This window comes from Pantoea sp. BL1, assembly GCF_000963985.1.
GTDB lineage: Bacteria > Pseudomonadota > Gammaproteobacteria > Enterobacterales > Enterobacteriaceae > Pantoea > Pantoea rwandensis_B.
Map to the genome: position 1 here is coordinate 52776 of NZ_JZRH01000011.1, position 25149 is coordinate 77924.

Sequence of the window (25149 nt, forward strand, 5' to 3'; positions counted from 1 at the left end):
ATCCATTAATTGATAAGAAAGGTAAGAGCATTTATGAGAAAGTCACGATATAGCGAAGAGCAAATCACAAATGCCATTAAAGCTTCTGAAACGGGAGTGAAAGTCAGGGAGATTTGTGAAGAGCTTGGCATTTCCGAGGCCACCTTCTATAGCTGGAAGAAAAAATTTTCTGGGCTTTCTTCAGAAGAAGGTAGAAAAATCAAAGATTTGGAGGATAAACTACAAAACCTTACCCGTGAACTGCAGTCACTGAGTTCCGACAAAGAGATGCTGCAAAGCGTGCTGAAAAACTTCTTCACTACAAATGAGAAGCGGCAAGCTGTTAACTTCCTGCAAACCACCTTCGACATTGGAACGCGTCGTAGCTGCCGCTTGCTGGATATTAGCCGTAGTGTTTACCACTATCCTTCAGGCTCCGATAATCGCTGACACCATTAAGACCGTTGTTATTTGACTTAATGCTGAGATTTGTTCTTACCAGAAGAGATGAAGATCATTTAATTCGGCGTTCGTAACATAACAATTCGCACCATTTTTTCCTGATGAATATCATCGCGGATTTGCTTCCTTTTTTGCGGTAAAATTGATTCACATCAGCAAAAGTCTCGCTATTCAAGCCTTTCATACGCAGCCCAATCTCATTACGGTGAGATTGGCGCTTCGTTTTATTACTTAATTGATATTAATGATCAGAACTGAATACAGATAAATCTGTTAAGCAATCATGAACAACGACATGTAATCACCCTCACAGAAACTCTTATTTTTTTTGGACCTGTCACTTCAGGTGATGATCACAGCTCACTATTTTGCCAGAGTGATGCGCTGATAATCGCACCAGGATTGTTCCGGATTAGAAACGTTATCACGCCTAAACAATAACAGTAAAAAATGGCGACTTATGGGAAATATCGCCCGGTAATTCATCGCTGTGTTTAATCATTTTTTCATGCAAATTCAGCGGATGTTTCTCAACACCGGAGCAGCATCTTGAGAAAATCGTGGCTTGAAGCGGTGATTTTCAGTGCCAAATCGCAATAAAAATGCAGATAGAACACCTTTTTAACCCTCCCGGCGCCGGTTTTTTTACCCTTCCCCGCGGATTTTCACCCCTCAACCATCCGCTTGAGTGACCGGAGTCCCCCCTGAATGCAACATGGGTTATGACAAAGTGGGGTAAAAACAGGCAAGGATAAGCGAGGGAAAGTTATATCGCGGTGGTGTCTGAAGATAAAAAAGGCGAAGAGGAGCGCAAGAGAGAGGCGGCAAATTCCTAAAAACACTGAAGAAAGGGCTGCTGAGCCCTTCTCCTCAGCAGCCAGAAATTCATGTTAAAGCGCGCTGACTTGCGGCTGCGGTTTAATACGCATGGCGTAGATCACGCCGACGATGAGACAGCCAATCCCGATGCCAGTGAGCAGTGGCGGCCAGCTCTGTCGCCAGAGGAAGGTCCACAGCAGACCAGCCAGCGTTTCGAACACAATCAGCGGCCCCATGATGACCGTTGGCACACGCTGGCTAGCCGCATTCCAGCATAGCGTGCCTAACCATGAACATATCAGCCCAATCGCCAGCATGATGAGGAGAAAACGCGTGGGCTGCGGGCCAAATGGCAGAGCGAACTCAGGCTGCTGCCAGTAAAGCTGACCGCAGACTAATAAATAGAACACCAACGCCAGCGGTAAGGTCACCAACCCTTGTGCCGTCGCCCAGCTACCGGCTTTATGCTGTGGATGCGCGCGCAGCCAAATGCCATTACGCAGCGGATACCAGGTCCAGCAGGCGACCGCTAAAATCGCCAGTAATAGCCCTGTCAGGTAGCGCGACCAGTCAAAATCCGGCCCCTGCATCTGCATCTGCATCTCCGCAGCATTCACGCAGCCCAGCCCAGCTGCAATAATCAGTAGCGCCGGAAAGAGTTTACGCCAGGAAAGTCGCCCTTCAAGATGGCCGTAGCAGAGGTTGGCCGTTACGGTGATAACCACCGGCAAGGTGCCAATGATCATGGTCGAGATCGGCGCACCGGTGCGCTGGATAGCACTGGCAAGGCAGGCGTAATAGAGCAGATTACCGACCAGCGACAATTTCAGCGCTTCCAGCCAATCTTTACGTGCCAGCTGTTTCAGACGGCGGCGATCCAGCCATGCCAGCGGTAATACCACCAGCCCAAAAGCCACGTAACGTCCGGCCGATTGTAAGGTACCCGGATAGTCAGGTATCAGCAGCGGCCCCACAAAAATGAGCCCCCACATCAATCCTGCGGCCAGTGCAAACACGATTCCTGCAAACATTCTCTTTTCCTTTATCACTTTTCCGTCGCAGTGTGGTGTAACCGGATAATAAAGGCTTGTAGCAGATTGCGGTTAACGTGAGGGGAAAACTTGCTTCTGATAACGTCCAGGGGTGATGCCATAGCGATGGGCAAAAGCGCGCGTGAGGTGCGCCTGATCGGTCAATCCAACGGCGGCCGCCACCGAAGCCGCGCTTTCCCCCATCCCCAAACGTTGCTTGGCATCGAACAGACGAAAGGCCATCAGCATCTGATGTGGCGTGACATGGAAGTGGTGTTTAAAACTGCGGAGAAAATGCCACGGCGACAACGACGCCAGTGCGGCCAGCTCATCAAGACGAATCGGCTCCGCCAGGTTTTCACGCAGATAGGTTTTTACCGCATCAAAGCGATGGGCGCCCTCTTCGGGTCGGGATTTTCCCTGATGAGCCAGCGGGCGTAATAGCTCCAGCAGTTCCAGCAATAGACTCTCGCGTTCCAGCGCGCTGGTGGCCTGCCACATCTGCGCCAGTCGCTGGGAAAACGGCTGTGCCAGACGGGCGTCTGTACGCAGCGCTTCACTAAACCACCAGTGACGATCGCCGGTAAGCCGCTCCATCTCCTGCGGATCAATATAGATCATGCGATAACGCCAGCCCTCATCACAGGCCGATTCCCCGGTGTGCAATTCATCAGGGTTCATCATCACCAGTGAATGCTGCGGTGCCGTATAGTGCGTGCCGCGGTAGCGAAAACGCTGTGCACCCGATTCAATGGTGCCGATACCGAAAGCTTCATGGGTATGCGGCTCAAAGGCGTAACGCGAGATGTGCGCCTGATACAGCTCGATACCCGGCAGTTCAGCAAAATGCTGGAACTGCGCTTGATCGCACTTATCAGGAAAGATTTCCGGAACCACCTTCACATCACACCTCCTAAAAACAGGCTAATTAGCATGCGCGGCGGCGAGCTGAAATGCAAAACAGATTTGCTTTACCTGCATACGTAACAATCGCGATACTGTCATCCACTATATAAAGGAGGCGATGATGGCTAATCGGGTGGTAGTGGTAGTGGATATGCAAAACGGCGTGCTGGCTTCGCCACGTTTTGATCGTGACGGACGTTGTCAGCGCATCAATCAACTGACGGCAGCGGCCGATCAGGTGATTTTTATCCAGCACGTTGAGCCAGGCCTCGAAGTGAACAGCGAAGGCTGGCAGATCGTGCCGGAATTGGATCAGCCAGCCAACGCGATCTACGTTAACAAGACCGCTTGCGACAGTTTCTGGCAAACCGACCTGGCGGCTCAGCTTGATCAACATGGCATTGAGAGCTTTGTAATTTGCGGTTGTGCGACCGATTACTGTGTCGATACCACCATCAAGGTGGGTGCCAGCCTGGGCTATCGCATCACCGTTGCCGCCGATGCGCATACCACGGCCGATCGGACTTACGTTTCCGCACAGCAGCAGATCAATCAGCATAATGAAGTCTGGGCGGATTTGATTATGCCGGGCAACCCGGTGTTAGTGCGTGATACTGAGGTGCTTTTGCGGGAGTGGCGGCCGCATTAGAAGCGATGAAGCCGGACGGATTTGTCCGGCTTCATGATGGAAGACGCACAGCAGCTACATTTTCCGCTTCCATTGATAACAGTTTGTTCCTGTCGGCTGTTCAATCAGTCCCTCATGCACCGCGCGCTGCAACCATTCAGTCAGCTGAATCTGATGCAGGCCCGTCCGCGAGCCCAGATCCTCGATCGTAACGGGATGGGCGGCCAGTGCCGGCAATTGCGCCTGAAAAATTTGATAAAAATCGGATGGATGCCAGATTCCTTCTGGTTCCTGAGCCACATTAACCACAGCGGTCATGTCGGGCAGCTTGTACCCTGCGCGGCTCAATAAATCCTCCTGCTGATGGGGCTGATGACAGGGAGGCGACATCCATTGCGCAACATCAATGTCATCGGGGTAAGCAGCGCACCATTGCCCCCCCTGTTTAACCAGTTCAGCGTTGCTGGCCTGTACATCGTCGGTAGGCTTAACCCACAACGGCACCCACTTATTGCGCAGATTCTCTTCTGCACCGACCAGCGTCCCGCCCTTGTGACCCGCGTGCACCACCAGCGCACTCCTCGCCAGGCAATAAACGTATCGATTGCGCGCCATTGCATTACCCACAGTAAAGCCCGCTTCAGGATAGAACGGTGAAAGCAGCAGTAATTTACCCGCCATTAACCCCTTTCGCCATTTGGCGCTGGTCGCAGCGGTCAGCAGACTATCACTGAGGACACCCACGACGGTTCCGTTGTGTTGCAATGCGCCCAGCATAGCGGCTTCATCGATGCCTCGTGCGCCACCTGAAATCAGATTTACCCCCGCAGAGGCCACTTTTCCCGCAACCTGACGACTGAACGCTAAATCCAGCTCGCTGGCATTTCTCGATCCTACTACCGCAAGACCGGGTTGATTTAACAGAGCGATATCACCACAGCCGAACAGGACCGCTGGCGCGTTGGTGCGCAATTGTTGCTTAAGCAGCCTTGGGTAATCAGCATCAGAACGCGTTAGCACCCAAAGCCCCGCGCGCTGCCAACGTTCAATCGCTAACGCCAGGCTGTGCCCACGACTGAGTAGCGTTTCAATTCGCTCGCGTGTGATATGGGGTTCTACCCAGGTGGCTAACATGACATCAGCACCAGAGCTGAGCAGATCGGCGGGTGAAGCGGATTGCTGTTTTAACCACAGGGCAAATCGTCCCCATTCCGCATTACTTAGCGGCTTCACCTCATCCTCGCTCTGGCGCGAGAAGTCACTGGTTAACAAAAGTGTTGCTTGTGCAACAGGAGATAAATTCATGACTCTTTCACCGTTGAGGTTGCCAGCGCCAGTGGGTAGACAATGCCGCTACCCGCCTGCTGAAGCAGAGCGGCAGCCACTGCCATTGTCCAACCTGAATCGACAATATCGTCTACCAGTAACACAGCCGTGGCAGGCAGATTAGCGCAAGTGGAAAACGCGCCATCCAGATTACGACATTGATGGAAGCGATTATTTTGCAGACGTTGTCGAGGGTTATCTTTCACTTTCTGAAGTGCATCTATAAAGGGTAAGTCGAGTCGCAGTGCCAACCGGCGGGCAAAATCCGCCACCAGTTGAGGTTGGCGCAACGACGGTACGCAACAAACCCACTTTGGCGCAGGCACCGGCTGCCAGCGCTGTTCAATCAATTCAGCCAGAGCAGAAACAAGTTCATCGCTGAAATGGCCTGCGGCTTTCTCGGCCACTACCCGAGATCCCCACCCGGCATCTCCCCAGCGCGAAAGCACCCGACCTTCCTGCGCACGCAGGGTAGCAGGTAAATTGCCGCGAAAACCGTATTCTTCAAATGCCTGAGCAGCCACCTGAATTTTGGGCGAAAGCACCGTTTCGGCGCGCTGTAGAAAAGTCGCAGCCTGATGAGCCAACATTGCATCCACCTTCGGGTCAATCAAGGGCCGGCCGAGACAATATGCACATTTGCCACAGGATATCGGGTCGGCATCATCCAGCGATAATCGCAGAAACGTCATCAGGCAGCCGCGCTGTGAGATATAAGCCTGTACTTCCTGCCACTCTTGTTCGCGCTGCTGCGTAAGATGCACGATACGTTTGCGATCCAACTGATAGAAAACCGGCGTTCTCCGCCACTGCCTTTTTACTTTAATCACCGGGGCAGGATTTTCAACGCTCAGTAATTTCAGTACTTTTTCAATTTGCCCCTGACGCAGATTGGTTTGCTGCTCGATATCGCGAATCGACAAACCATCGCTCTCCTCCAGCACCTGCAAAATATCATGCACCTGTGCTTCTGCCGGAAAAGCTGACTGCCGGAAGAACTGATGAATATCACGATCTTCCCCCCCAGACATCAGCACGCCAACCGCATGATCGATGCCACGACCCGCGCGTCCTACCTGTTGGTAGTAAGCGACAATCGAAGCAGGCGCCTGATAGTGCAGCACAAAACTTAAATCAGGTTTGTCATATCCCATTCCCAGTGCGGTGGTCGCCACCAGGACTTTCAATTGGTTAGTCAGCAGCAAGTTCTCAAGATGTTGGCGATAGTCATTGCTGCTGTCGAAACCCGCGTTCTCAACGCTGCCATGATAGGCGCGCGCATCAATGTGCTGCGTGCGTAACCAGGCCGCTACCTGTTCGGCATCACGAACGGTAAGCGTGTAGACGATCCCGGTTCCCTCAAGAGTCGGAATGACTTGCGCCAGCCAGGCAAGACGTGACGCCTGATTCGGTAGAATGAGTGTTTGAAGCGCCAGACTCTTACGGATCAGCTCACCGCGTTGAATCACTATGTCGCCCATCTGTTGCTGTATATCTGCAACAACACGATTATTGGCAGTAGCGGTGGTGCCAAGCACCGGCGTGTTTGCGGGTAATTGCCTTAGAATGCTGACGATACGGCGATAATCGGGACGGAAATCGTGCCCCCAATCGGAGATACAGTGCGCTTCGTCAATCACCATGAGCGCGATGCGGTTGGCAATCGGCTGCAGTACGGTTTCGATAAATTGATCATTCGCGAGACGTTCTGGAGAGATGAGTAAACAATCAACCTGATTATCCAGCACGCGCTGTGTCACCGACTGCCAGTCACTGCTGTTCGAAGAATTGAGGGTTTCAGCCACAATGCCTAATCGACGGGCAGACTCAATTTGGTTACGCATCAGCGCCAGTAGCGGTGAAACGATAATGGTTGGGCCCATACCGCGATCGCGAAAAATTTTGGCGCTGATGAAATAGACGGAGCTTTTACCCCAGCCAGTCCGCTGCACCACCAATAATTTTTGCTGTTTATTCACTAGTGCATCTATCGCTTCCCACTGCCCACGACGAAACTGGGCATGATCATTTGCCAGTGCGACTTTTAATAATGCTTCTGCCTGTTGCTGTTTCATTATCACTCCTTGATGGGAAATGCGTCCCTTCTTTTGATTGAGAAACCTGAGAGTCAGATACAAAAAAGCCCCGTAAAACGAGGCCTTAGCGTGTAATTATGCGTGCGCGTGGTCTTAGAACGGGATGTCGTCGTCAAAGTCCATTGGCGGTTCGTTGTTCGCCGGTGCGCTCTGCTGCTGCGGACGCTGTTGTGCGCCGCCGCTGAACTGGTTGCCGCCCTGAGGCTGCTGCTGAGGTTGCTGTGGCTGGCCCCAGCCGTTGTTATTGCCGCCGCCCTGGCCGCCCATCGGTGCGCCACCTGCGTTCGCGCCCTGCTGACGTCCACCGAGCATCTGCATGGTGCCGCCAACGTTAACAACCACTTCGGTGGTGTATTTTTCCTGGCCGCTTTGATCCTGCCATTTACGGGTACGCAGCTGGCCTTCGATGTAAACCTGAGAGCCTTTACGCAGGTATTCACCCGCCACTTCAGCCAGTTTGCCGAACAGCACAACACGGTGCCATTCAGTAATCTCTTTGTTTTCACCGGTTTGCTTGTCGCGCCAGCTTTCCGACGTGGCCAGCGTAATGTTGGCTACCGCGCCACCATTTGGCATGTAGCGCACTTCCGGATCCTGACCCAGATTCCCGACAAGAATCACTTTGTTTACGCCACGACTGGCCATGTTGCTGTCTCCCGATGAGTTGATGCTAAAAGTCTAAGCCAAAAATTGTATCACGTCACAATGACGGTGCCCACTTCAGAGCAGGCTCGCAATTTTTATTTGGCACACAGAATAGCAAAAGCACTGGATATTTATTCAGTTTATTTTTTGTGCCATACTAACGCGTTTCTGCTGGTCGTGCTGGCAAGGCATGGCGAGTGTTGTTCAATCCGGGAAAGGTGAATGGATAAGATCGAAGTCCGCGGTGCTCGCACCCATAATTTGAAGAATATCAACCTGATCATCCCTCGAGATAAGCTGATTGTGGTCACCGGTCTGTCGGGTTCCGGTAAGTCTTCGCTGGCGTTTGATACGTTGTATGCCGAAGGGCAGCGTCGCTATGTTGAATCGCTCTCGGCCTATGCGCGCCAGTTTCTTTCATTAATGGAGAAACCGGACGTGGACCATATTGAAGGTCTCTCGCCCGCCATTTCTATTGAGCAGAAATCCACATCGCATAACCCGCGCTCGACGGTCGGCACGATTACTGAAATCCATGACTATCTGCGTCTGCTGTTTGCCCGTGTGGGTGAACCACGCTGCCCGGATCACGATGTTCCGCTGGCGGCACAGACCGTGAGCCAGATGGTGGATCAGGTGATGGCGCAGGAGGAAGGCCGTCGTCTGATGCTGCTGGCACCCGTGGTGAAAGATCGCAAAGGCGAGCACACCAAAACACTGGAAAACCTTGCGGCTCAAGGCTACATCCGCGCCCGTGTTGATGGCGAAGTCTGTGATCTGTCAGATCCCCCCAAGCTGGAACTGCAGAAAAAGCACACCATTGAAGTCGTCGTGGACCGCTTCCGCGTGCGCGATGACCTGGCGACGCGCTTAGCAGAATCCTTTGAAACCACGTTGGCGCTGAGTGGTGGTACCGCCATCGTCGCCGATATGGATGACAGCGAGGCCGAGGAGCTGCTGTTCTCCGCCAACTTTGCCTGCCCGATTTGTGGCTACAGCATGAGTGAGCTGGAACCGCGCCTGTTCTCGTTCAACAACCCGGCCGGTGCCTGCCCAACCTGCGATGGTCTGGGCGTGCAGCAGTATTTCGATCCCGATCGCGTGGTGCAAAACCCTGAGCTATCACTGGCGGGCGGTGCGATTCGTGGTTGGGATCGCCGCAACTTCTATTACTTCCAGATGTTGCGTTCGCTGGCAGAGCATCTGGATTTCGATGTCGAAGCGCCGTTTAACAGCCTGAGCGACAAAGCGCGCGAAGTGATTCTGTACGGTTCCGGCAAAGAGAATATCGAATTCAAATACATCAACGATCGCGGTGACACTTCGGTGCGTCGCCATCCGTTTGAAGGTGTGCTGCACAACATGGAACGCCGTTATAAAGAGACGGAGTCCAATGCGGTGCGTGAAGAGCTGGCGAAATTCATCAGCAATCGCTCCTGCACCAGCTGCGAAGGCACACGCCTGCGCCGTGAAGCACGCCATGTATTTGTTGAGAATACCAACCTGCCGACCATCTCTGAGATGAGCATCGGCCATGCCACCGACTTTTTCCGCAATCTGAAACTGAGCGGACAGCGCGCGCAGATCGCCGAAAAAATCCTGAAAGAGATCGGCGATCGTCTGAGCTTCCTGGTTAACGTCGGGTTGAATTATCTGTCGATGTCACGTTCCGCAGAAACGCTCTCTGGCGGCGAAGCGCAGCGTATTCGTCTGGCAAGCCAGATCGGTGCGGGTCTGGTGGGCGTGATGTATGTGCTTGATGAGCCCTCAATTGGTCTGCATCAGCGCGATAACGAACGTCTGCTGGGCACCTTGATTCACCTGCGCGACCTCGGCAACACCGTGATTGTGGTCGAGCACGATGAAGATGCGATTCGCGCCGCTGACCACGTAATTGATATTGGTCCTGGCGCAGGCGTGCACGGTGGCCAGGTCGTGGCTGAGGGTGATGTGAATGCCATTATGGCTAACGAAGCATCGCTGACCGGACAATACCTGAGCGGCAAACGCGAAATTGCCATTCCGCAACAGCGCGTGAAAGGCGACCCGGCGAAAGTGCTGAAACTCACCGGCGCACGCGGTAACAACCTGAAGGATGTCACGCTGACGATTCCGGTTGGCCTGTTCACCTGTATCACCGGCGTTTCGGGTTCCGGTAAGTCTACGTTAATCAACGACACGCTGTTCCCGATTGCACAGCGGCAGCTGAACGGGGCCACCACGACGGAGGTTGCTCCCTATCGCGAGATCGCGGGTCTGGAGCATTTCGATAAAGTCATCGATATCGACCAGAGTCCCATCGGCCGCACGCCGCGCTCGAACCCGGCCACTTACACCGGTATTTTCACCCCGGTGCGTGAGCTGTTTGCCGGTGTACCTGAAGCACGTTCCCGTGGGTACAATCCGGGGCGCTTCAGCTTTAACGTGCGCGGTGGACGTTGCGAAGCCTGCCAGGGCGACGGCGTAATTAAAGTCGAAATGCACTTCCTGCCGGATGTGTATGTGCCTTGCGATCAATGCAAAGGCAAACGCTATAACCGTGAAACGCTGGAGATTAAATACAAAGGCAAAGGGATTCACGAAGTGCTGGATATGACCATCGAAGAAGCGCGTGAGTTCTTTGATGCCGTACCCGCGCTGGCGCGTAAACTGCAAACGCTGATCGACGTGGGTCTGTCTTATATTCGCCTCGGTCAGTCTGCAACCACGCTGTCAGGCGGTGAAGCGCAACGTGTAAAACTGGCGCGCGAGCTGTCGAAACGTGGCACCGGGCAAACACTCTATATCCTTGATGAGCCAACCACGGGTCTGCACTTTGCTGATATTCAGCAGTTGCTGGAAGTGCTGCATCAGTTGCGCGATCAGGGCAATACCATCGTGGTGATTGAGCATAACCTCGACGTGATCAAAACGGCTGACTGGATTGTCGACTTGGGTCCGGAAGGCGGCAGCGGCGGCGGCGAAATCCTGATTTCAGGCACGCCAGAAACCGTGGCAGAGTGTGAAAAATCCCACACTGCCCGCTTCCTCAAGCCGATGCTGAAGAAGAAGTAAAATTGAAGGCCCGCACTGCGGGCCTTCTCATTTCTTTCAATGCGCAGGCGCGACTCACGCGAGTTTAACAGCTTAATATTGCAGCTATTCGAGCCTGTTATCTGGCTGTCAGATTCCGCAGCAAAATGCAGAAACAGGCAAGAATCAGACAACTTCAGGCATATACGCATCTCATCTCGCTGACTATCCTTACACAGTTCCTTTTTGGCGTAGCTCGTTACGCCTTTGTCCCTTCAGATCGCTGAACGGGATCCCGCAATACACTCACGACACACCCGATTGGAGACACCATGAATATTACGCATGCCTATGCCGCACAGGACGCGAAATCCAAGCTCGCCCCGTTCGACTATAAGCCGCGCGAGCTTCGCGCTCATGATGTGCAGATTGAAGTGTTGTACTGTGGCGTTTGCCACTCTGACCTACACCAGGCGCGCAACGAATGGAAAAACACCCTTTTCCCGGTGGTGCCAGGCCACGAAATCGTTGGTCGCGTCACTGCCGTAGGCGCACACACCCACAAATACAAAGTGGGCGACCTGGTCGGTGTCGGCTGTTTAGTTGATTCCTGCCGCAGCTGTCCAAGCTGCCAGAGAGGATTGGAGCAATATTGCGAAAACGGCTTTGTGGGCACCTATAACGGTGAAGACCGTGAAACTGGCGCCATCACTTACGGCGGGTACTCCACAGCGATGGTCGTGGATGAGAACTATGTGCTGCGCGTGCCGGAAAATCTCGATCTGGCCGGCGTGGCGCCGCTGCTGTGTGCGGGTATCACCACCTATTCCCCGCTGCGTCACTGGAACGTTGGCCCAGGTAAGAAAGTGGGCATCGTTGGTTTGGGTGGCCTCGGTCATATGGGTGTGAAAATCGCGCATGCGATGGGCGCGCATGTGGTGTTGTTCACCACTTCACCTTCGAAAATTGAAGACGGTAAGCGCCTTGGTGCTGATGAAGTCGTCATTTCGAAAGATGCCGATCAAATGGCGCAGCATGCCAACAGCTTTGATTTCATCTTGAATACCGTTGCGGCTCAACACGATCTCAACCCGTTCATCACCCTGTTGAAGCTGGATGGCAATATGACGTTGGTGGGCGCGCCAGAGCACGATCACCCGGCCCCGCAAGTGTTTAACCTGATCTTCAAACGTCGCAGCATCGCCGGTTCACTGATCGGTGGTATTGCTGAGACCCAGGAGATGCTGGATTTCTGTGGCAAGCACGGTATCACTTCCGATATCGAACTGATCGCCATGAACCAGATTAACGAAGCCTATGAACGTATGCTGAAAAGCGACGTGAAATACCGCTTCGTGATTGATATCAACACCCTGCGAGAAGAGTCAGCGGCTTAATTAGCGCGAGTCTTCATCATGGCTGACGCCCGCCGCGCGCGTGGCGTCAGCCTGTTGCCAGGAAGCCTCCACCAGATAATAAATCTGCGAATCCTTTAGGGATCCATCCAGCCACAGCGTGCTCCAGTGCGACTTATTGAGATGCTCGCTCGGGAATACGTCACTGTGCTCTTCGCGCAATAAATCAGCCAGCGCAGGCGAGGTTTTCAACGATAGCGCCGGACGCCCTTTCACCTCATGCACCATGGCAAACAGTACGCCTTCGCTTTTTACCTGTGTGGCATCCCATTCATTTTTATAGCTCTGCTCCGCACCCGATTTGCTCATGCAGTAGGTGAGGAGATCCGAAATGTTCATGCGGTATTCTCCTTGGTAGAGGCCGATTTGAGGCCCGATGACGCCTGCCATCGGCTTCATTACAGACGTCATGACACCGTTTAAGTGTGCAGCAAGTCAGCCAAAGGTAAAGGCGGTGGCACCAGATAACGCACATAAAAAAACCGCCAGCCCGGAGGCATGGCGGTTTTCTCGTGCTGCGAAGTGCGTTACATCACGGCAGCAAAGGCCTCGGCCACCTGATTAACGTTGCGGCTGTTGAGGCCAGCCACACACATACGGCCGCTGGCGATCAGATATACGCCGAACTCATCACGCAGGCGATCAACCTGCTGCGCGCTTAAACCGGTGTAACTGAACATGCCGCGCTGCTTCAGCAGGTAATCGAAGTTTTTGCCCGGCAGCTTGGTGCTCAATACGTTGACCAGCGTCTGGCGCATTTCGATGATGCGCAGGCGCATGGCTTCCACCTCGGCCAGCCAGTTGTTCAGCAGCGCCTCATCGTTCAGTACGCAAGAAACCACCTGCGCGCCAAAGTTTGGTGGGCTGGAGTAGTTGCGACGGACGGTCGCTTTCAGCTGACCCAACACGCGAGCAGACTCTTCTGCGCTCTCACACACGATGGAGAGGCCACCAACACGCTCGCCATACAACGAGAAGATTTTCGAGAATGAGTTGCTGACCAGAGCCGGCAAGCCCGCAGCAGCAATCGCGCGAATCGCATAAGCATCCTGCTCCATGCCCGCACCAAAGCCCTGATAAGCGATATCGAGGAACGGAATCAGTTCCTGCGCTTTCAATACTTCGGTGGTTTCATCCCACTGCGCGTTCGTCAGATCCGCGCCAGTTGGGTTGTGGCAGCATGGGTGCAACAACACGATAGATTGCTTCGGCAGCGTTTTCAGCTTGGCAATAAACGCATCAAACTTCACGCCGTTGGTCTCTTCGTCGTACCACGGATAAGTCTGTGCGTCGAAACCCGCACCGTTGAAAATTGCGATGTGGTTTTCCCACGTCGGATCGCTCACCCAGACATTTGAGTGCGGGAAGTAACGCTTGAGGAAATCCGCCCCGACTTTCAGTGCACCGGAGCCACCCAGCGTCTGGATGGAAGCAATGCGACCGGCCTTCAGCATCGGGTGTTCTTTGCCAAACAGCAGCGGTGCAATCGCATTACGGTATGGGCCCAGGCCTTCCATCGGCAGGTAAAGCGACGCCTGATGCGGCTGCGCCTGCAGGCGTTCTTCTGCCGCAGCCACGGCTTGCAACTGAGGAATGATACCCGCCTCGTTGTAATAGAGGCCAATGCTCAGATTCACTTTATTGTCACGTGGGTCCTGTTTGAAGGTTTCCATCAGCGACAGAATTGGATCGCCAGCATAAGCATCAACGTTTTGAAACACGGTGCAGATCTCCATGATTGGTCATAAATAGTCGGTAAAGAGGCGTCATCAAACCATGTAGCGGCCGGGACGATGATTCATAGCGATGATGAGATTAAGGATCACCGCGCCCGCGATAGAGGCCAAAAGTATCGGCAGCGACACCACGAACAGGGATGCGAGTACCACGCAGGTATCCACCGCCATTTGCAGTTTGCCGGCACGCAGACCGATACGGTCCTGCAGCCAGAGCGCCAAAATGTTGATACCGCCGAGGCTGGCTTTGTGACGAAACAACACTATAAACCCAATCCCCATCACCACGTTACCGAACAATGTCGCATAAAACGGATTTAGCGCAGAAAAATGGATGAACATCGGATGCAAGTGCGTGAACAGTGAAACCAGCCCCACTGCGCAGAACGTTTTAACCGTGAATTCCCAGCCCATGCGGCGCACTGCCAGCCAGTAAAACGGCAGGTTAATCAGGAAAAATGCGGTACCAAAAGAGAGGTGTGTCAGATAGCTGATTAAAAACGCGATACCTGCTGTGCTGCCAGTCAGCGCGCCCGCCTGTTTCAGCATCATCACGCCAAAGGAAACCATTAAGGTGCCGAGCACTATCGCCAGCGCATCTTCAATACGTGAATGAGGAATTTTAGTGGGTTGAACAACGTTATCCATGGAGTCATCTCAGTGCAATTGATGCGGTTCAAATGCAAAAAACGCACCACATAGGCGGCGTTAAGTCGCCACCTATGGGGTGCCAGCGATTATCCAATTGATATCTAAGGCGCTTTTATTGCAGGTTTTTGTGCATCAACCCAAACTTTAACCGTTGATTCATGCACAAATCTGTTTTCTGGCGCGCGTTATTTGCATTTACTGTGCGTTAATTGCACCAGATTAGCACATCATGCACTTTTTTGGCGCGTTTTGTGCTCGGGGATAATCATCAAGCCGTTCTCTTTTAAACGGCTCAACACCACGGAGGTTTTCACATGGGCCACACTCTGATGGCCAGCCACCAGCTGACTGATCAACGCACTCAGCGAGGCTAAATCAGCCACGGCCACTTTCAGCAGATAATCAGCATCACCGGTGGTTTTAAAGGCATCAACAATCGCGTCCTCCTCTGCCACCATGCGATGGAAACTCTCTTCATAATCTGGCGTGTGATTCTTTAAACGCACTTCAATCAAGCCCACCATGCCGAGACCCACCGCGTCCGGCGAGAGCCGTGCGTGATAGCCGAGGATGAGGTTTGCCTGTTCAAGATTGATGCGGCGGCGTGAACATTGAGACGCCGAAAGACCGACTAAATCACTGAGTTCCTGATTGGTAAGGCGGCCGTTAGATTGTAATAGTGTCAATATCTTAAGGTCGTAATCATCTACCTGAGTCATTCTGCTTCCACAGCGTTATAGGGTGCGCTTTGGTACAGATAACCTGATTAAAGCCGGGGTTGTCCAACACTATTTTCTGATGACGTGAAATGCATGCACAAATCGTGCATGCATCCAGCGGGAAAGGATTATTCGTCGTCGTAGGACGGACCTGCGTAGTTATCAAAGCGCGACCACTGGCCATTGAAGGTCAATCGTACTGTACCGATTGGGCCGTTACGCTGCTTACCGAGGATGATCTCGGCGATGCCTTTAAGATCGCTGTTTTCGTGATACACCTCATCGCGATAGATGAACATGATCAAGTCAGCATCCTGCTCGATCGATCCCGATTCACGCAGATCCGAGTTCACCGGACGTTTATCGGCGCGCTGCTCCAGTGAGCGGTTAAGCTGCGACAGCGCCACCACCGGCACATTGAGCTCTTTCGCCAGCGCTTTGAGCGAGCGCGAGATCTCCGCGATCTCCAGCGTACGGTTATCCGACAGCGCCGGCACGCGCATCAACTGGAGATAGTCGATCATGATCAGGCTTAAGCCGCCATTCTCACGAAACACGCGGCGCGCGCGCGAACGCACTTCCGTTGGCGTCAGGCCAGAAGAATCATCGATGAACATGTTCTTCTTCTCCAGCAAGATGCCCATGGTGGCAGAGATGCGCGCCCAATCTTCATCTTCCAGCTGGCCGGTACGAATGCGCGTTTGGTCAACGCGTGATAATGACGCCAGCATACGCATCATTAGCTGCTCGCTGGGCATCTCCAGACTGAATATCAGCACCGGTTTGTCTTGCAGCATCGCGGCGTTTTCACACAGGTTCATGGCGAAGGTGGTTTTACCCATCGACGGACGCGCCGCCACGATGATCAAATCTGAACCCTGCAAACCGGCGGTCTTTTTGTTCAGATCCTGATAGCCCGTATCCACTCCGGTGACACCATCGTGCGGGGTCGACACCAGCGCTTCAATACGCGAGACCGTGGCTTCCAGAATTTGCTCGATGTTCTGCGGGCCTTCCGCCTTATTGGCGCGCTGTTCAGCAATCTTGAAGACGTTGGATTCTGCGAAATCGAGCAAATCTTCACTGCTGCGCCCCTGCGGATCGTAACCGGCATCAGCAATTTGATTCGCTACCGAGATCATTTGGCGCACAACGGCACGTTCACGCACGATATCCGCATAAGCGCCGATGTTTGCCGCGCTTGGCGTGTTTTTCGCCAGCTCTGCCAGATAAGCAAAGCCACCGGCCATCTCCAGCTCGCCCAGTGTTTCCAGCGATTCAGACAGCGTAATGAGGTCAATCGGCTGGCCCATTTCCAGCAGACGCTGCATCTCAGAGAAGATCATGCGGTGCGAACGGTTGAAGAAATCATCCGCCACCACGCGCTCGGAGACGTTATCCCAGCGTTCGTTATCCAGCATCAACCCACCGAGCACCGACTGCTCCGCTTCAATAGAGTGCGGCGGCATTTTCACGCCTTCCAGCTGACGATCGCGGGGTTCGTTGGATTTGTTGGTGGGTTTATTTCCTGCCATAGTGAATGCATTACCGATCGTGAAAGGGACGCGCAAGTATACCGTCCCAGGATGAACAATCACAGGAGTCAGAATGGCAAAGCGTATTCAGTTCAACCAACACGGTGGCCCGGAGGTACTGCAATGGGTCGATTTTGAGCTGGCCGATCCCGCTGAACATGAGGTTCAGGTCGAAAACAAGGCGATTGGCATCAACTATATCGACACCTATGTGCGCAGCGGGCTCTATCCGGTGGCGGCTTTCCCGTCCGGGCTGGGCACAGAAGCCGCTGGCGTGGTGAAACGCGTTGGCTCAGGCGTGACGCGCTTTAAGCCCGGCGATCGCGTGGTCTATTGTCAGGCCGCGCTGGGTGCCTATAGCGAAATGCATAACGTGGCGGAAGAGCGTCTGGTGATCCTGCCGGAGAGCATCAGCTTTGAACAAGGTGCAGCCTCGTTTTTGAAAGGCTTAACCGTGCAGTATTTGCTGCGTCAGACCTACAAAGTGAAAGCCGATGAAATCTTCCTGTTCCATGCCGCAGCGGGCGGCGTGGGACTGATTGCCTGTCAGTGGGCTAAAGCGCTGGGTGCACATCTGATTGGTACCGTGGGCTCGGCCGAAAAAGCGCAGATTGCAAAAAATGCCGGTGCCTGGGCAACCATTAACTATCGCGAAGAGAATATTGCACAGCGCGTCAGTGAATTGACTGACGGTGAAAAGGTCGCGGTGGTGTATGACTCGGTGGGGAAAGATACCTGGGAATCATCTCTCGATAGCCTGCGTCGTCATGGCTTAATGGTGAGTTTTGGTAATGCCTCGGGCCCCGTCACCGGCGTCGATCTTGGAATTCTGAACAAGAAAGGTTCGCTGTTTGTCACACGCCCTTCGCTGTTTGGTTACATTACCAATCGTCAGGAACTGGATAACGCCAGCAACGAGTTGTTCTCGTTAATCGCCAGTCGTGCGATTCAGTTGAAGGTGCCAGAAGAGCAGAAGTTTGCCTTGAGCGATGCGGTGCGCGCGCATCAGGTTCTTGAAAGCCGCGCCACGCAAGGTTCCAGCTTGCTGATTCCCTAAAAAGTTAAGGGCTTCCCGAAGGAAGCCCTTTTTTCTTTCTTTTTATAGTTCGCGCTGGTGTAGGGTCAGCGGCGATGAATTCGTTTTGAATTACTTTACGCATCCTGACAGAAAACATAAGTAAAAAATATGTTTAATTGCAGATTCGTACTAAGCAATTACCGACTCTGTGATCGCTCCCGCATTTAGCGCCAACCACGCCGCTCTAACTTACTGATTTTTCTTTTCAGTCTGTTCAATTTCACTTCACCGCTCGGTGTCGTAAAGGCGCGATAAAGCCACACGGCTACCACCGCCAACACCAGCCACGGTAACAATTTGATAACAAGCGCGAATAACCCGCCGAGGAACATCACAACGGTGGCAACAACCAATGCAGCGATAACGCCCAGCAGTGAAACGCCAGTCAGCAACAGCATCAGAAAAAAGCCGATAACAAATAAAATTTCCACGAAGGCTCTCCTGTGTAAGTAACACAGAGTGCTTTACAAGATACGTGCCAATATAGATAAACAGTTAATGCGTTGAAAAATAATATTTTCTATTCAGAGGGGTATTTCAGCAGTGATGAAATTCACTAATTATTGGCGCATTTTAAACCGTATTAACGGCAGCGATGCTCCTATGAAGGACAGAAAAGGCCCGCCAGAAAAGCAAAGCTTCCGCGCCAGAGATAAATACGCTGCGCGCGTTTTTCAGCCATACGCAGCATCGGGCCGTTTCACAAAAATGGGGCGAATGTTTGCGCGGCAGATCGGCATTTTCCTTTGCGATCGGACTGCCCTTTTATGGCCGGGCACACCGGCCCACCGCGACTCACCTACAATCAGGCTTCCTGTGGAATCTTATCCGCGACCAGCGACAGTGCCGCTTCCAGCACTCGTACATCGGCACCCGGCTTATGGGCATTCTCACTTAAATGACGACGCCACTGGCGCGCGCCAGGAATGCCCTGGAACAGGCCCAGCATATGGCGTGTAACGTGTCCCAGATAAGTGCCTTTACTCAGCTCCGCTTCGATGTACGGGTACATCGCACGAACCACTGCGACCGGATCGACAGACGGCGTATCACGACCAAACAGTTCACGATCGACCTGTGCCAGAATGCCGGGATTTTGATACGCTTCGCGCCCCATCATCACGCCATCCATATGCTGCAAATGCACTTTCGCCTCTTCCAGCGTCTTGATGCCGCCGTTAATCGCCATGGTCAGCGCCGGAAAATCACGCTTCAGCTGATAGACACGCGGATAATCCAGCGGCGGAATCTCACGGTTCTCTTTCGGGCTTAAACCAGAAAGCCATGCCTTACGCGCATGGATAATAAAGGTATCGCAGTTGCCCTTATTGGCCACCGTACCAATGAAATCACACAGAAATGCGTAGCTGTCCTGCTCATCAATTCCGATACGGGTTTTCACCGTCACCGGAATACTGACCACATCGCGCATCGCTTTAATGCAATCTGCGACCAGCCCGGCGTCAGCCATCAGACAGGCACCAAAGCGCCCATTCTGCACGCGATCGGATGGGCAACCGACGTTAAGGTTAATCTCGTCGTAACCGCGCGCTTCCGCCAGCTTCGCACATTGCGCCAGGGCTGCCGGATCGCTGCCGCCCAACTGCAGCGCCAGCGGATGCTCCTCTTCGCTGTAAGCCAGATAATCGCCTTTGCCGTGAATGATGGCGCCCGTGGTCACCATTTCGGTATACAGCAGCGTATCGCCGCTCAGCTTACGGTGAAAATAACGGCAGTGGCGATCGGTCCAGTCCAGCATCGGAGCGATAGAAAAACGTTGCGAAGAGAAAGTATCGGTCATGAAACGCAGTAAATCCGGAGTTAGGTGAGTGACGAGAAACTGCGCAATGATACCACAGCAATAACGGGCGACACAGCCGCCCGTTATTTCACTCACACCGTCGGGGCTGTTGAGGTTGATGAGGCCGGCAGAGAGGGCTCGCCCACTTTCACCGGCGCGGTTTCCCGTGTGTTGAAGGCGACCCAGGTTGAAATGACGCCCAGTAACGAGAACATCACCGCCGGTCCGATCCAGCCGACCATGCCATACACGCCTGTTGCGATGAACGGTAACAGCCCCGCCACCACGGAAGCGCCGTTGTAGCCCAATGAAATCCCCGAGGAACGGACGTTAGCCGGAAACTGTTCGGAGAACCAACTCGACTCTACGGCAAATATCGGGTCATGGCTGAAGAGCAGGGACAGGGCGACAGCGACAATCACCATCATCACTGCACCGGTATTGATCAGCATAAACATGGGGATGCCAAACAGAATGGTGAAGATGGCGCCAATGAGGAATATTGGGCGACGTCCCACCTTATCACTTAGCGCGCCATACAGCAGATGGCTGCCGAGCCCCAGCGCTGAACCAATCAGCGTGCCCCATAACACATGGCGCGTATCTGTGATTTCCGCCAGCACCACATAGGACAACATAAAACTGGTGGTGATGTAGTAGCCACCCGTCTCTGCCAGGCGTAGCCCCATAATTTTGACGATGGTACGCCAGTCGCGACGAATGACCTCCAGCGCGGGTTGTTGCACAATCTGCTTATCTGCTTTGGCTTTCTCGAATTCCGGCGATTCCGCGACCTGCATTCGAATAAAGATGCCGATGGCCACCATCACAAAAGAGATCAGGAACGGCATGCGCCACACCCAATCACCTTCAAACAGTGCCGCAGAGAGCAGGAAAGAGCCATTCGCCAGCAGCAGGCCGAGCGGGATCCCGAGCTGCGGCACCGCGCCATAGAAACCGCGCTTTTTCACGGGCGCATGCTCAAATGCCATTAACACCGCGCCGCCCCACTCGGCGCCGAATCCGATCCCCTGGATCATGCGTAATAAGATCAACAAGATCGGTGCCAGCACGCCAGCCTGCTCATAGGTTGGCAACGCACCGATCAGTACGGTGGCACCGCCCATTGCCAGTAATGACCAGAACAGCACGGTTTTTCGGCCATAGCGATCGCCGAAATGGCCGGCGAGGTAACCGCCAAACGGGCGCATCAGGAAGCCGACCGCCAAGGTGGCGAATGCCGCCAGAATGCCGACGATGGGCTCTTGCGTGTGGAAAAAAATCTTACCGAACCAGGCTGCAGCGGCGGTGCCATAGATAAAGAAATCATAGCTCTCCACCGCTGAGCCAATCATTGAGGCGAAAGAGACTTTCGCCGCATTGTCGCGGGTGTTTGCAGGTACAGAAGTCGTGTTCATGTGTTACCCCGGTATTATCATATTTTTCGGGCAGCAGTGATGGAGCGGTTAATTTGCAGGTTTGCTCCAGGTCTCAATCACTCTGCTGTCATCACGTTGCCCCAATCCGGCTTCTGCTGCCGCCAGATAACGAGCATGAGCGACCTGTAACAGCGGAACCTCAGCGTGGCAGGCGGTCGCCGCCTCTGCCACTAACCCGCTATCTTTGACAAAGATGTTGATGGCGCTGGAGACCGACACATCAGTCCCCTCCAGCATGCGCGGACCACGATCTGACAGCATCCACGATCCCGCCGCGCCGCGCTCGACCAGTTTCAATACCTGAGCGGGTAATAACCCCAGCGACTGTGCCAGACTCAGCGCCTCCGCGGCTGCCACAATATGCACCGAGCAAAGGTGCTGATTGATCACTTTGATCCCCTGCCCCTCGCCAACCTCGTCACCCACGATCGACACCGATCCCATGGCTGTGAGTACCGGCTCAACAAAGGCTATGGCGGCAGGTGCGCCGGAAGCAAAAATCACTAACTCACCGGTGCTGGCGCGGGCGGTTCCGCCCGTGACCGGTGCATCCACGACCTGCGCACCGGCAGCAATCAATGAAGAGGCCGCCTCACGTACCGCCTGCGGCCCGACAGTGGACATGATGACCCAGTGCTGACCAGCCACCTGCGGCAGCGCTTCCGCCACGAGCGCCTGCAACTGCTGTGGCGTGGCGACCATCACCACGACCACATCCGCTTCAGGTGCTTCTGCAATGCGACTAACCGCCTCAATCCCCTGCGCCTGAGCACGCTGACGCGACGCTTCAAACACATCCACCCCAATTACCGCATGCCCCGCACGCTGAATCTGGCAAGCCATAGGAACGCCAATTGCCCCGGTGCCGACAAATATCACCTTCATGCTGTTCTCCTTTCGCGTCGTTATGCCAGCCAGACGCGAATCGCGCTGACCATCGCTTCTGTGGAAATGCCGTAGCGGTCGTGCAAAGTGGGCAGCGCGCCCGCATCCAGGAACTGATCTGGCAAGCCGATTTGACGAAACACGGGCATGACCTGCGCATGCATTAACGTGGTCGCCACCGCCTCACCTAAACCGCCGACCACGCTATGGTTCTCAACCACTACCACTAAACGCCCGGCACGCCGGCACTGGGTGATAATGGTTTCAGTGTCCAGAGGCTTAATGGTCGGCACGTGCAATACCGCAACATCGACGTTATCGGCTGCCAGCGCTTTTGCTGTCTCCAGTGCGCGCATTGTCATAATCCCACTGGAAATCAGCAGCACATCACGGCCATCACGCAGCAATTTGGCTTTGCCCAGTTCGAATTGATAATCGTATTCGTTCAGCACCAGCGGCACCTTACCGCGCAACAGACGCATATAAACCGGCCCCTGATGATCGGCTATTGCGGCAACGGCTTGTTCCGTGTCCAGCGCATCACAAGGATCAACAATGGTCATGCCCGGAATACCCCGCATCAGCGCGATATCTTCAGTGGCCTGATGGCTTGGGCCGTAGCCGGTGGTTAACCCCGGCAGCGCAGCGCAGATTTTCACATTTAGCTGCTCTTCCGCGATCACCTGATGGATAAAGTCGTAGGCACGACGCGTGGCAAACACCGCATAGGTGGTAGCAAATGGCGTCATGCCCTCCTTCGCCATGCCACCGGCTGCGCCCATCAACAGCTGCTCCGCCATGCCCATCTGGAAATGACGTTCTGGATAGGCCTGGGCGAAGATATGCAAATCGGTGTATTTTGACAGGTCGGCAGTCAACCCAACGATTGACGGCCGGGTCGCAGCGGCTTTGACCAGCGCATGACCAAAGGGCGCAGCAACCGTGGCTTGTCCTTCTGCGGCAATGGAGGCAATCATCGCCGACGTTGTCAGGCGTGGCTTTTTCTCTGTGGTGATGCTGCTCATTGCGTGGCCTCCTGAGCCTGATCGAGGATGGCGATGGCCTGTTGCCACTCGTCAGCATCCACACGAATAAAATGATTCTTTTCACGCGCTTCCAGGAATGGCACCCCTTTACCCATTAGCGTGTCCAGCAGAATGACGCGCGGCTTGGGTTCGTTTAACGCGCGTGCCCGATCAAATGCCTGCTTCACAGCAGCAATGTCATTGCCATCCACACGCTGTACATGCCAGCCAAACGCCTGCCACTTATCTGCCAGCGGTTCAAACCCCATGACCTTGCCAGAGGGGCCATCTGCCTGTTGCTGGTTGATATCCACCAAGACGATCAAATTACTCAGTTGATGATGTGCCGCTCCCATCGCGGCTTCCCAGGTTGCCCCTTCATCCAGTTCGCCATCAGACATCGAGTTGTAAACAAAAGCCGGATTTCCTTTATGACGCAATGCCAATGCCATACCGACACCAATCGTCAGCCCCTGTCCGAGCGATCCACCTGAAATTTCCATGCCTGGCGTGTAGGTAGCCATGCCCGACATCGGTAAGCGACTATCATCAGATCCATACGTTTCCAGCTCCTCCACAGGAATCACGCCCGCTTCAATCAGCGCCGCATAAAGTGCAATCGCATAGTGACCGTGGGACAGCAGGAAACGATCGCGGCCTTCCCATTCGGGTTCATCCGCGCGGTAATTCATCGCATGGCACCATGCCACAGCCAGCATATCAGCCAGTCCCAGAGCCTGGCCGATATAGCCTTGCCCCTGTACTTCGCCCATTTGCAACGCGTAGCGACGAATACGATAAGCGTGCTGTGACAGCCGCTGTGTAAGGCTCAATTCCGGTTCTGCAAGAGTCGTCATATCTGTTCCTGAAAGAAGAGAAAATCAGCAGAGTTGGCAAGCAGAAGAGCGATCTGTAATGGTGAAAGCTGCAGCGGATTCACGTGCCATTTTCACCTGCTTGCCGTTTAGCAGCAGATTACTCAGCCTTGACCTCTGCCGACAAAAGCAAAAAATGCATCAACTGTTGAATGGGATTCACAAATGACATTATTAAAAAAAGCCCCACTTTCGCTGTTGCGCGCGTTTGAAGCCGCAGGCCGTACAGGAGCATTTACCACCGCAGCGCAAGAGTTAGATTTGTCGCCTAGCGCCATTAGTCATGCGATTCGTAAGCTGGAGGAGACGCTCGACACGCGCCTGTTTCAGCGCAGTACGCGCGAAATCATGCTAACCAAAGAAGGGGCAATCTTGCTGGAACACATCCAGCGGGGATTTGATGAGATGCAGCGTGGGCTTTCGCTGGTCACCGCTGATGAATCGCGACCACTGCGTCTGCACACCGCGCCAAGCTTTGCCCATCAGTGGCTATTACCCCGTCTCGGAAGCTTTATTGCCGCGCATCCACATATTGATCTGCGTCTTTCAGCCAGCACCGAATATGCGCGCTTTGAGCAGGATGACTATGATTTAGATATTGTTTATGGCGAGCCACGTCCTTCGCCTTACGAGAAAATCCCGCTGGCCGTGGAGGAGTTAACACCGCTTTGCTCACCAGAGATTGCCGCACGCATTCGCTGCCCGGAGGACCTCTATCACCAATCGTTGATTCAGTGCGATGTGCAGCTCTACCAATGGAAGGGCTGGTTTGAAGCCAATCACCTGACGCCCCCGCGCCATTATGGTTTGCGCTTTGACCGCAGTTTTATGGCGATTGCCGCTGCCGTTGATGGTCTGGGGGTGGTGCTGGAATCCAAATTATTAGCAGAACGAGAGCTTGCCAGTGGGCGCTTAGTTTGTCCGCTGATTGAGACCACCCAGGAGATTCACTATATCGGCCATTACCTGGTGTTCCCACGGCATCAGCATCGCCACTTCGCGTTAGATAGCTTTAAAGATTGGCTACTTTCCCAGTTGAATCTGGCACAGCTTCGCTGATTGATAACGATCACAAATTCCGCGCCC

General features: G+C 53.9%; 22 protein-coding genes. 6 read left to right on the top strand and 16 right to left on the bottom strand.

The window, feature by feature from the left end:
- Window positions 1-33 precede the first annotated feature (33 nt).
- Window positions 34-429, top strand: a complete 396-nt coding sequence (locus VH86_RS07015; RefSeq protein WP_034826907.1) for a transposase — start codon at window positions 34-36, stop codon at window positions 427-429.
- Window positions 430-1331: 902 nt separating this feature from the next.
- On the opposite strand, the gene VH86_RS07020 is transcribed toward VH86_RS07015, so the two are convergent.
- Both VH86_RS07020 and VH86_RS07025 read right to left on the bottom strand, forming a co-directional pair.
- Window positions 1332-2291 (bottom strand): DMT family transporter, encoded by a 960-nt coding sequence (locus tag VH86_RS07020; protein WP_045832376.1) that lies wholly within the window; start codon window positions 2289-2291, stop codon window positions 1332-1334.
- Between the two features lie 72 nt (window positions 2292-2363).
- Window positions 2364-3194, bottom strand: coding sequence for an AraC family transcriptional regulator (locus VH86_RS07025; protein ID WP_038643618.1), 831 nt, complete (start codon window positions 3192-3194; stop codon window positions 2364-2366).
- A gap of 124 nt (window positions 3195-3318) precedes the next feature.
- On the opposite strand from VH86_RS07025, the gene VH86_RS07030 reads away from it, so the two are divergent.
- On the top strand, window positions 3319-3846 hold the full coding sequence (locus tag VH86_RS07030; protein WP_045832377.1) for an isochorismatase family protein: 528 nt from the start codon (window positions 3319-3321) through the stop codon (window positions 3844-3846).
- Between the two features lie 54 nt (window positions 3847-3900).
- Here VH86_RS07030 and VH86_RS07035 read toward each other — a convergent pair whose 3' ends face one another.
- The 3 genes from VH86_RS07035 to ssb1 form a co-directional block, all read right to left on the bottom strand.
- On the bottom strand, window positions 3901-5130 hold the full coding sequence (locus tag VH86_RS07035) for a DNA-processing protein DprA (protein WP_045832378.1): 1230 nt from the start codon (window positions 5128-5130) through the stop codon (window positions 3901-3903).
- A complete protein-coding gene (locus tag VH86_RS07040) occupies window positions 5127-7226 on the bottom strand; it encodes a RecQ family ATP-dependent DNA helicase (protein WP_045832379.1) in 2100 nt (699 codons plus the stop codon). The genes VH86_RS07035 and VH86_RS07040 overlap by 4 nt, the downstream gene beginning before the upstream one ends.
- Window positions 7227-7340: 114 nt before the next feature.
- Window positions 7341-7892, bottom strand: coding sequence for a single-stranded DNA-binding protein SSB1 (ssb1, locus tag VH86_RS07045; RefSeq protein ID WP_034826920.1), 552 nt, complete (start codon window positions 7890-7892; stop codon window positions 7341-7343).
- A 222-nt stretch (window positions 7893-8114) separates the two neighbouring features.
- On the opposite strand from ssb1, the gene uvrA reads away from it, so the two are divergent.
- Window positions 8115-10946, top strand: a complete 2832-nt coding sequence (uvrA, locus tag VH86_RS07050; protein WP_045832380.1) for an excinuclease ABC subunit UvrA — start codon at window positions 8115-8117, stop codon at window positions 10944-10946.
- A 290-nt stretch (window positions 10947-11236) separates the two neighbouring features.
- Window positions 11237-12301, top strand: coding sequence for an NAD(P)-dependent alcohol dehydrogenase (locus tag VH86_RS07055; RefSeq protein ID WP_045832381.1), 1065 nt, complete (start codon window positions 11237-11239; stop codon window positions 12299-12301).
- Here the strand turns inward: VH86_RS07055 and VH86_RS07060 are convergent, their stop codons facing one another.
- The 5 genes from VH86_RS07060 to dnaB form a co-directional block, all read right to left on the bottom strand.
- A complete protein-coding gene (locus VH86_RS07060; RefSeq protein ID WP_045815792.1) occupies window positions 12302-12658 on the bottom strand; it encodes an MmcQ/YjbR family DNA-binding protein in 357 nt (118 codons plus the stop codon).
- A 188-nt stretch (window positions 12659-12846) separates the two neighbouring features.
- Complete coding sequence (locus VH86_RS07065; RefSeq protein WP_155288004.1) at window positions 12847-14040, bottom strand: amino acid aminotransferase; 1194 nt, start codon at window positions 14038-14040, stop codon at window positions 12847-12849.
- 48 nt (window positions 14041-14088) lie between these two features.
- The gene (locus VH86_RS07070; protein WP_038643629.1) at window positions 14089-14703 is read right to left on the bottom strand and encodes a YitT family protein; all 615 of its coding nucleotides are present in this window, start codon (window positions 14701-14703) and stop codon (window positions 14089-14091) included.
- 230 nt (window positions 14704-14933) lie between these two features.
- The gene (locus VH86_RS07075) at window positions 14934-15425 is read right to left on the bottom strand and encodes an Lrp/AsnC family transcriptional regulator (RefSeq protein ID WP_034826932.1); all 492 of its coding nucleotides are present in this window, start codon (window positions 15423-15425) and stop codon (window positions 14934-14936) included.
- Between the two features lie 128 nt (window positions 15426-15553).
- Complete coding sequence (gene dnaB / locus VH86_RS07080; RefSeq protein ID WP_034826934.1) at window positions 15554-16960, bottom strand: replicative DNA helicase; 1407 nt, start codon at window positions 16958-16960, stop codon at window positions 15554-15556.
- 73 nt (window positions 16961-17033) lie between these two features.
- Here dnaB and VH86_RS07085 point away from each other — a divergent pair, with 73 nt between their 5' ends.
- Complete coding sequence (locus tag VH86_RS07085) at window positions 17034-18017, top strand: quinone oxidoreductase (RefSeq protein ID WP_045832382.1); 984 nt, start codon at window positions 17034-17036, stop codon at window positions 18015-18017.
- A gap of 185 nt (window positions 18018-18202) precedes the next feature.
- On the opposite strand, the gene pspG is transcribed toward VH86_RS07085, so the two are convergent.
- The 6 genes from pspG to VH86_RS07115 all read right to left on the bottom strand — a co-directional run bounded on the left by pspG (window position 18203) and on the right by VH86_RS07115 (window position 24045).
- Window positions 18203-18469 (bottom strand): envelope stress response protein PspG, encoded by a 267-nt coding sequence (gene pspG / locus VH86_RS07090; RefSeq protein ID WP_034826939.1) that lies wholly within the window; start codon window positions 18467-18469, stop codon window positions 18203-18205.
- 374 nt (window positions 18470-18843) lie between these two features.
- Complete coding sequence (gene dusA / locus VH86_RS07095) at window positions 18844-19839, bottom strand: tRNA dihydrouridine(20/20a) synthase DusA (protein WP_045832383.1); 996 nt, start codon at window positions 19837-19839, stop codon at window positions 18844-18846.
- Window positions 19840-19931: 92 nt separating this feature from the next.
- Window positions 19932-21257 (bottom strand): MFS transporter, encoded by a 1326-nt coding sequence (locus tag VH86_RS07100; protein ID WP_034826943.1) that lies wholly within the window; start codon window positions 21255-21257, stop codon window positions 19932-19934.
- Between the two features lie 48 nt (window positions 21258-21305).
- Entirely contained in the window at window positions 21306-22163 is an 858-nt protein-coding gene (locus tag VH86_RS07105) for an NAD(P)-dependent oxidoreductase (RefSeq protein ID WP_045832384.1), read from the bottom strand.
- A gap of 20 nt (window positions 22164-22183) precedes the next feature.
- Complete coding sequence (locus VH86_RS07110) at window positions 22184-23188, bottom strand: transketolase family protein (RefSeq protein ID WP_034826946.1); 1005 nt, start codon at window positions 23186-23188, stop codon at window positions 22184-22186.
- Window positions 23185-24045 carry a transketolase gene (locus VH86_RS07115; RefSeq protein WP_045832385.1) on the bottom strand — a complete coding sequence of 287 codons (861 nt, stop codon included), beginning with the start codon at window positions 24043-24045 and terminating at the stop codon, window positions 23185-23187. The genes VH86_RS07110 and VH86_RS07115 overlap by 4 nt, the downstream gene beginning before the upstream one ends.
- Window positions 24046-24228: 183 nt before the next feature.
- Between VH86_RS07115 and VH86_RS07120 the strand changes: the two genes are divergently transcribed.
- Window positions 24229-25122: a LysR substrate-binding domain-containing protein gene (locus VH86_RS07120; protein WP_038643637.1), complete on the top strand. Its 894-nt coding sequence runs from the start codon at window positions 24229-24231 to the stop codon at window positions 25120-25122.
- Window positions 25123-25149 lie beyond the last annotated feature (27 nt).

Bases quoted from the DNA above. Each gene is read 5' to 3' on its own strand.
- VH86_RS07020 (WP_045832376.1), bottom strand. From the start codon at position 2,291: ATGTTTGCAGGAATCGTGTTTGCACTGGCCGCAGGATTGATGTGGGGG.
- VH86_RS07030 (WP_045832377.1), top strand. From the start codon at position 3,319: ATGGCTAATCGGGTGGTAGTGGTAGTGGATATGCAAAACGGCGTGCTG.
- VH86_RS07120 (WP_038643637.1), top strand. From the start codon at position 24,229: ATGACATTATTAAAAAAAGCCCCACTTTCGCTGTTGCGCGCGTTTGAA.
- uvrA (WP_045832380.1), top strand. From the start codon at position 8,115: ATGGATAAGATCGAAGTCCGCGGTGCTCGCACCCATAATTTGAAGAAT.
- VH86_RS07075 (WP_034826932.1), bottom strand. From the start codon at position 15,425: ATGACTCAGGTAGATGATTACGACCTTAAGATATTGACACTATTACAA.
- VH86_RS07060 (WP_045815792.1), bottom strand. From the start codon at position 12,658: ATGAACATTTCGGATCTCCTCACCTACTGCATGAGCAAATCGGGTGCG.
- ssb1 (WP_034826920.1), bottom strand. From the start codon at position 7,892: ATGGCCAGTCGTGGCGTAAACAAAGTGATTCTTGTCGGGAATCTGGGT.
- VH86_RS07085 (WP_045832382.1), top strand. From the start codon at position 17,034: ATGGCAAAGCGTATTCAGTTCAACCAACACGGTGGCCCGGAGGTACTG.
- VH86_RS07035 (WP_045832378.1), bottom strand. From the start codon at position 5,130: ATGAATTTATCTCCTGTTGCACAAGCAACACTTTTGTTAACCAGTGAC.
- dusA (WP_045832383.1), bottom strand. From the start codon at position 19,839: ATGACCGATACTTTCTCTTCGCAACGTTTTTCTATCGCTCCGATGCTG.
- VH86_RS07040 (WP_045832379.1), bottom strand. From the start codon at position 7,226: ATGAAACAGCAACAGGCAGAAGCATTATTAAAAGTCGCACTGGCAAAT.
- VH86_RS07100 (WP_034826943.1), bottom strand. From the start codon at position 21,257: ATGAACACGACTTCTGTACCTGCAAACACCCGCGACAATGCGGCGAAA.
- dnaB (WP_034826934.1), bottom strand. From the start codon at position 16,960: ATGGCAGGAAATAAACCCACCAACAAATCCAACGAACCCCGCGATCGT.
- VH86_RS07115 (WP_045832385.1), bottom strand. From the start codon at position 24,045: ATGACGACTCTTGCAGAACCGGAATTGAGCCTTACACAGCGGCTGTCA.
- VH86_RS07015 (WP_034826907.1), top strand. From the start codon at position 34: ATGAGAAAGTCACGATATAGCGAAGAGCAAATCACAAATGCCATTAAA.
- VH86_RS07070 (WP_038643629.1), bottom strand. From the start codon at position 14,703: ATGGATAACGTTGTTCAACCCACTAAAATTCCTCATTCACGTATTGAA.
- VH86_RS07105 (WP_045832384.1), bottom strand. From the start codon at position 22,163: ATGAAGGTGATATTTGTCGGCACCGGGGCAATTGGCGTTCCTATGGCT.
- VH86_RS07110 (WP_034826946.1), bottom strand. From the start codon at position 23,188: ATGAGCAGCATCACCACAGAGAAAAAGCCACGCCTGACAACGTCGGCG.
- VH86_RS07055 (WP_045832381.1), top strand. From the start codon at position 11,237: ATGAATATTACGCATGCCTATGCCGCACAGGACGCGAAATCCAAGCTC.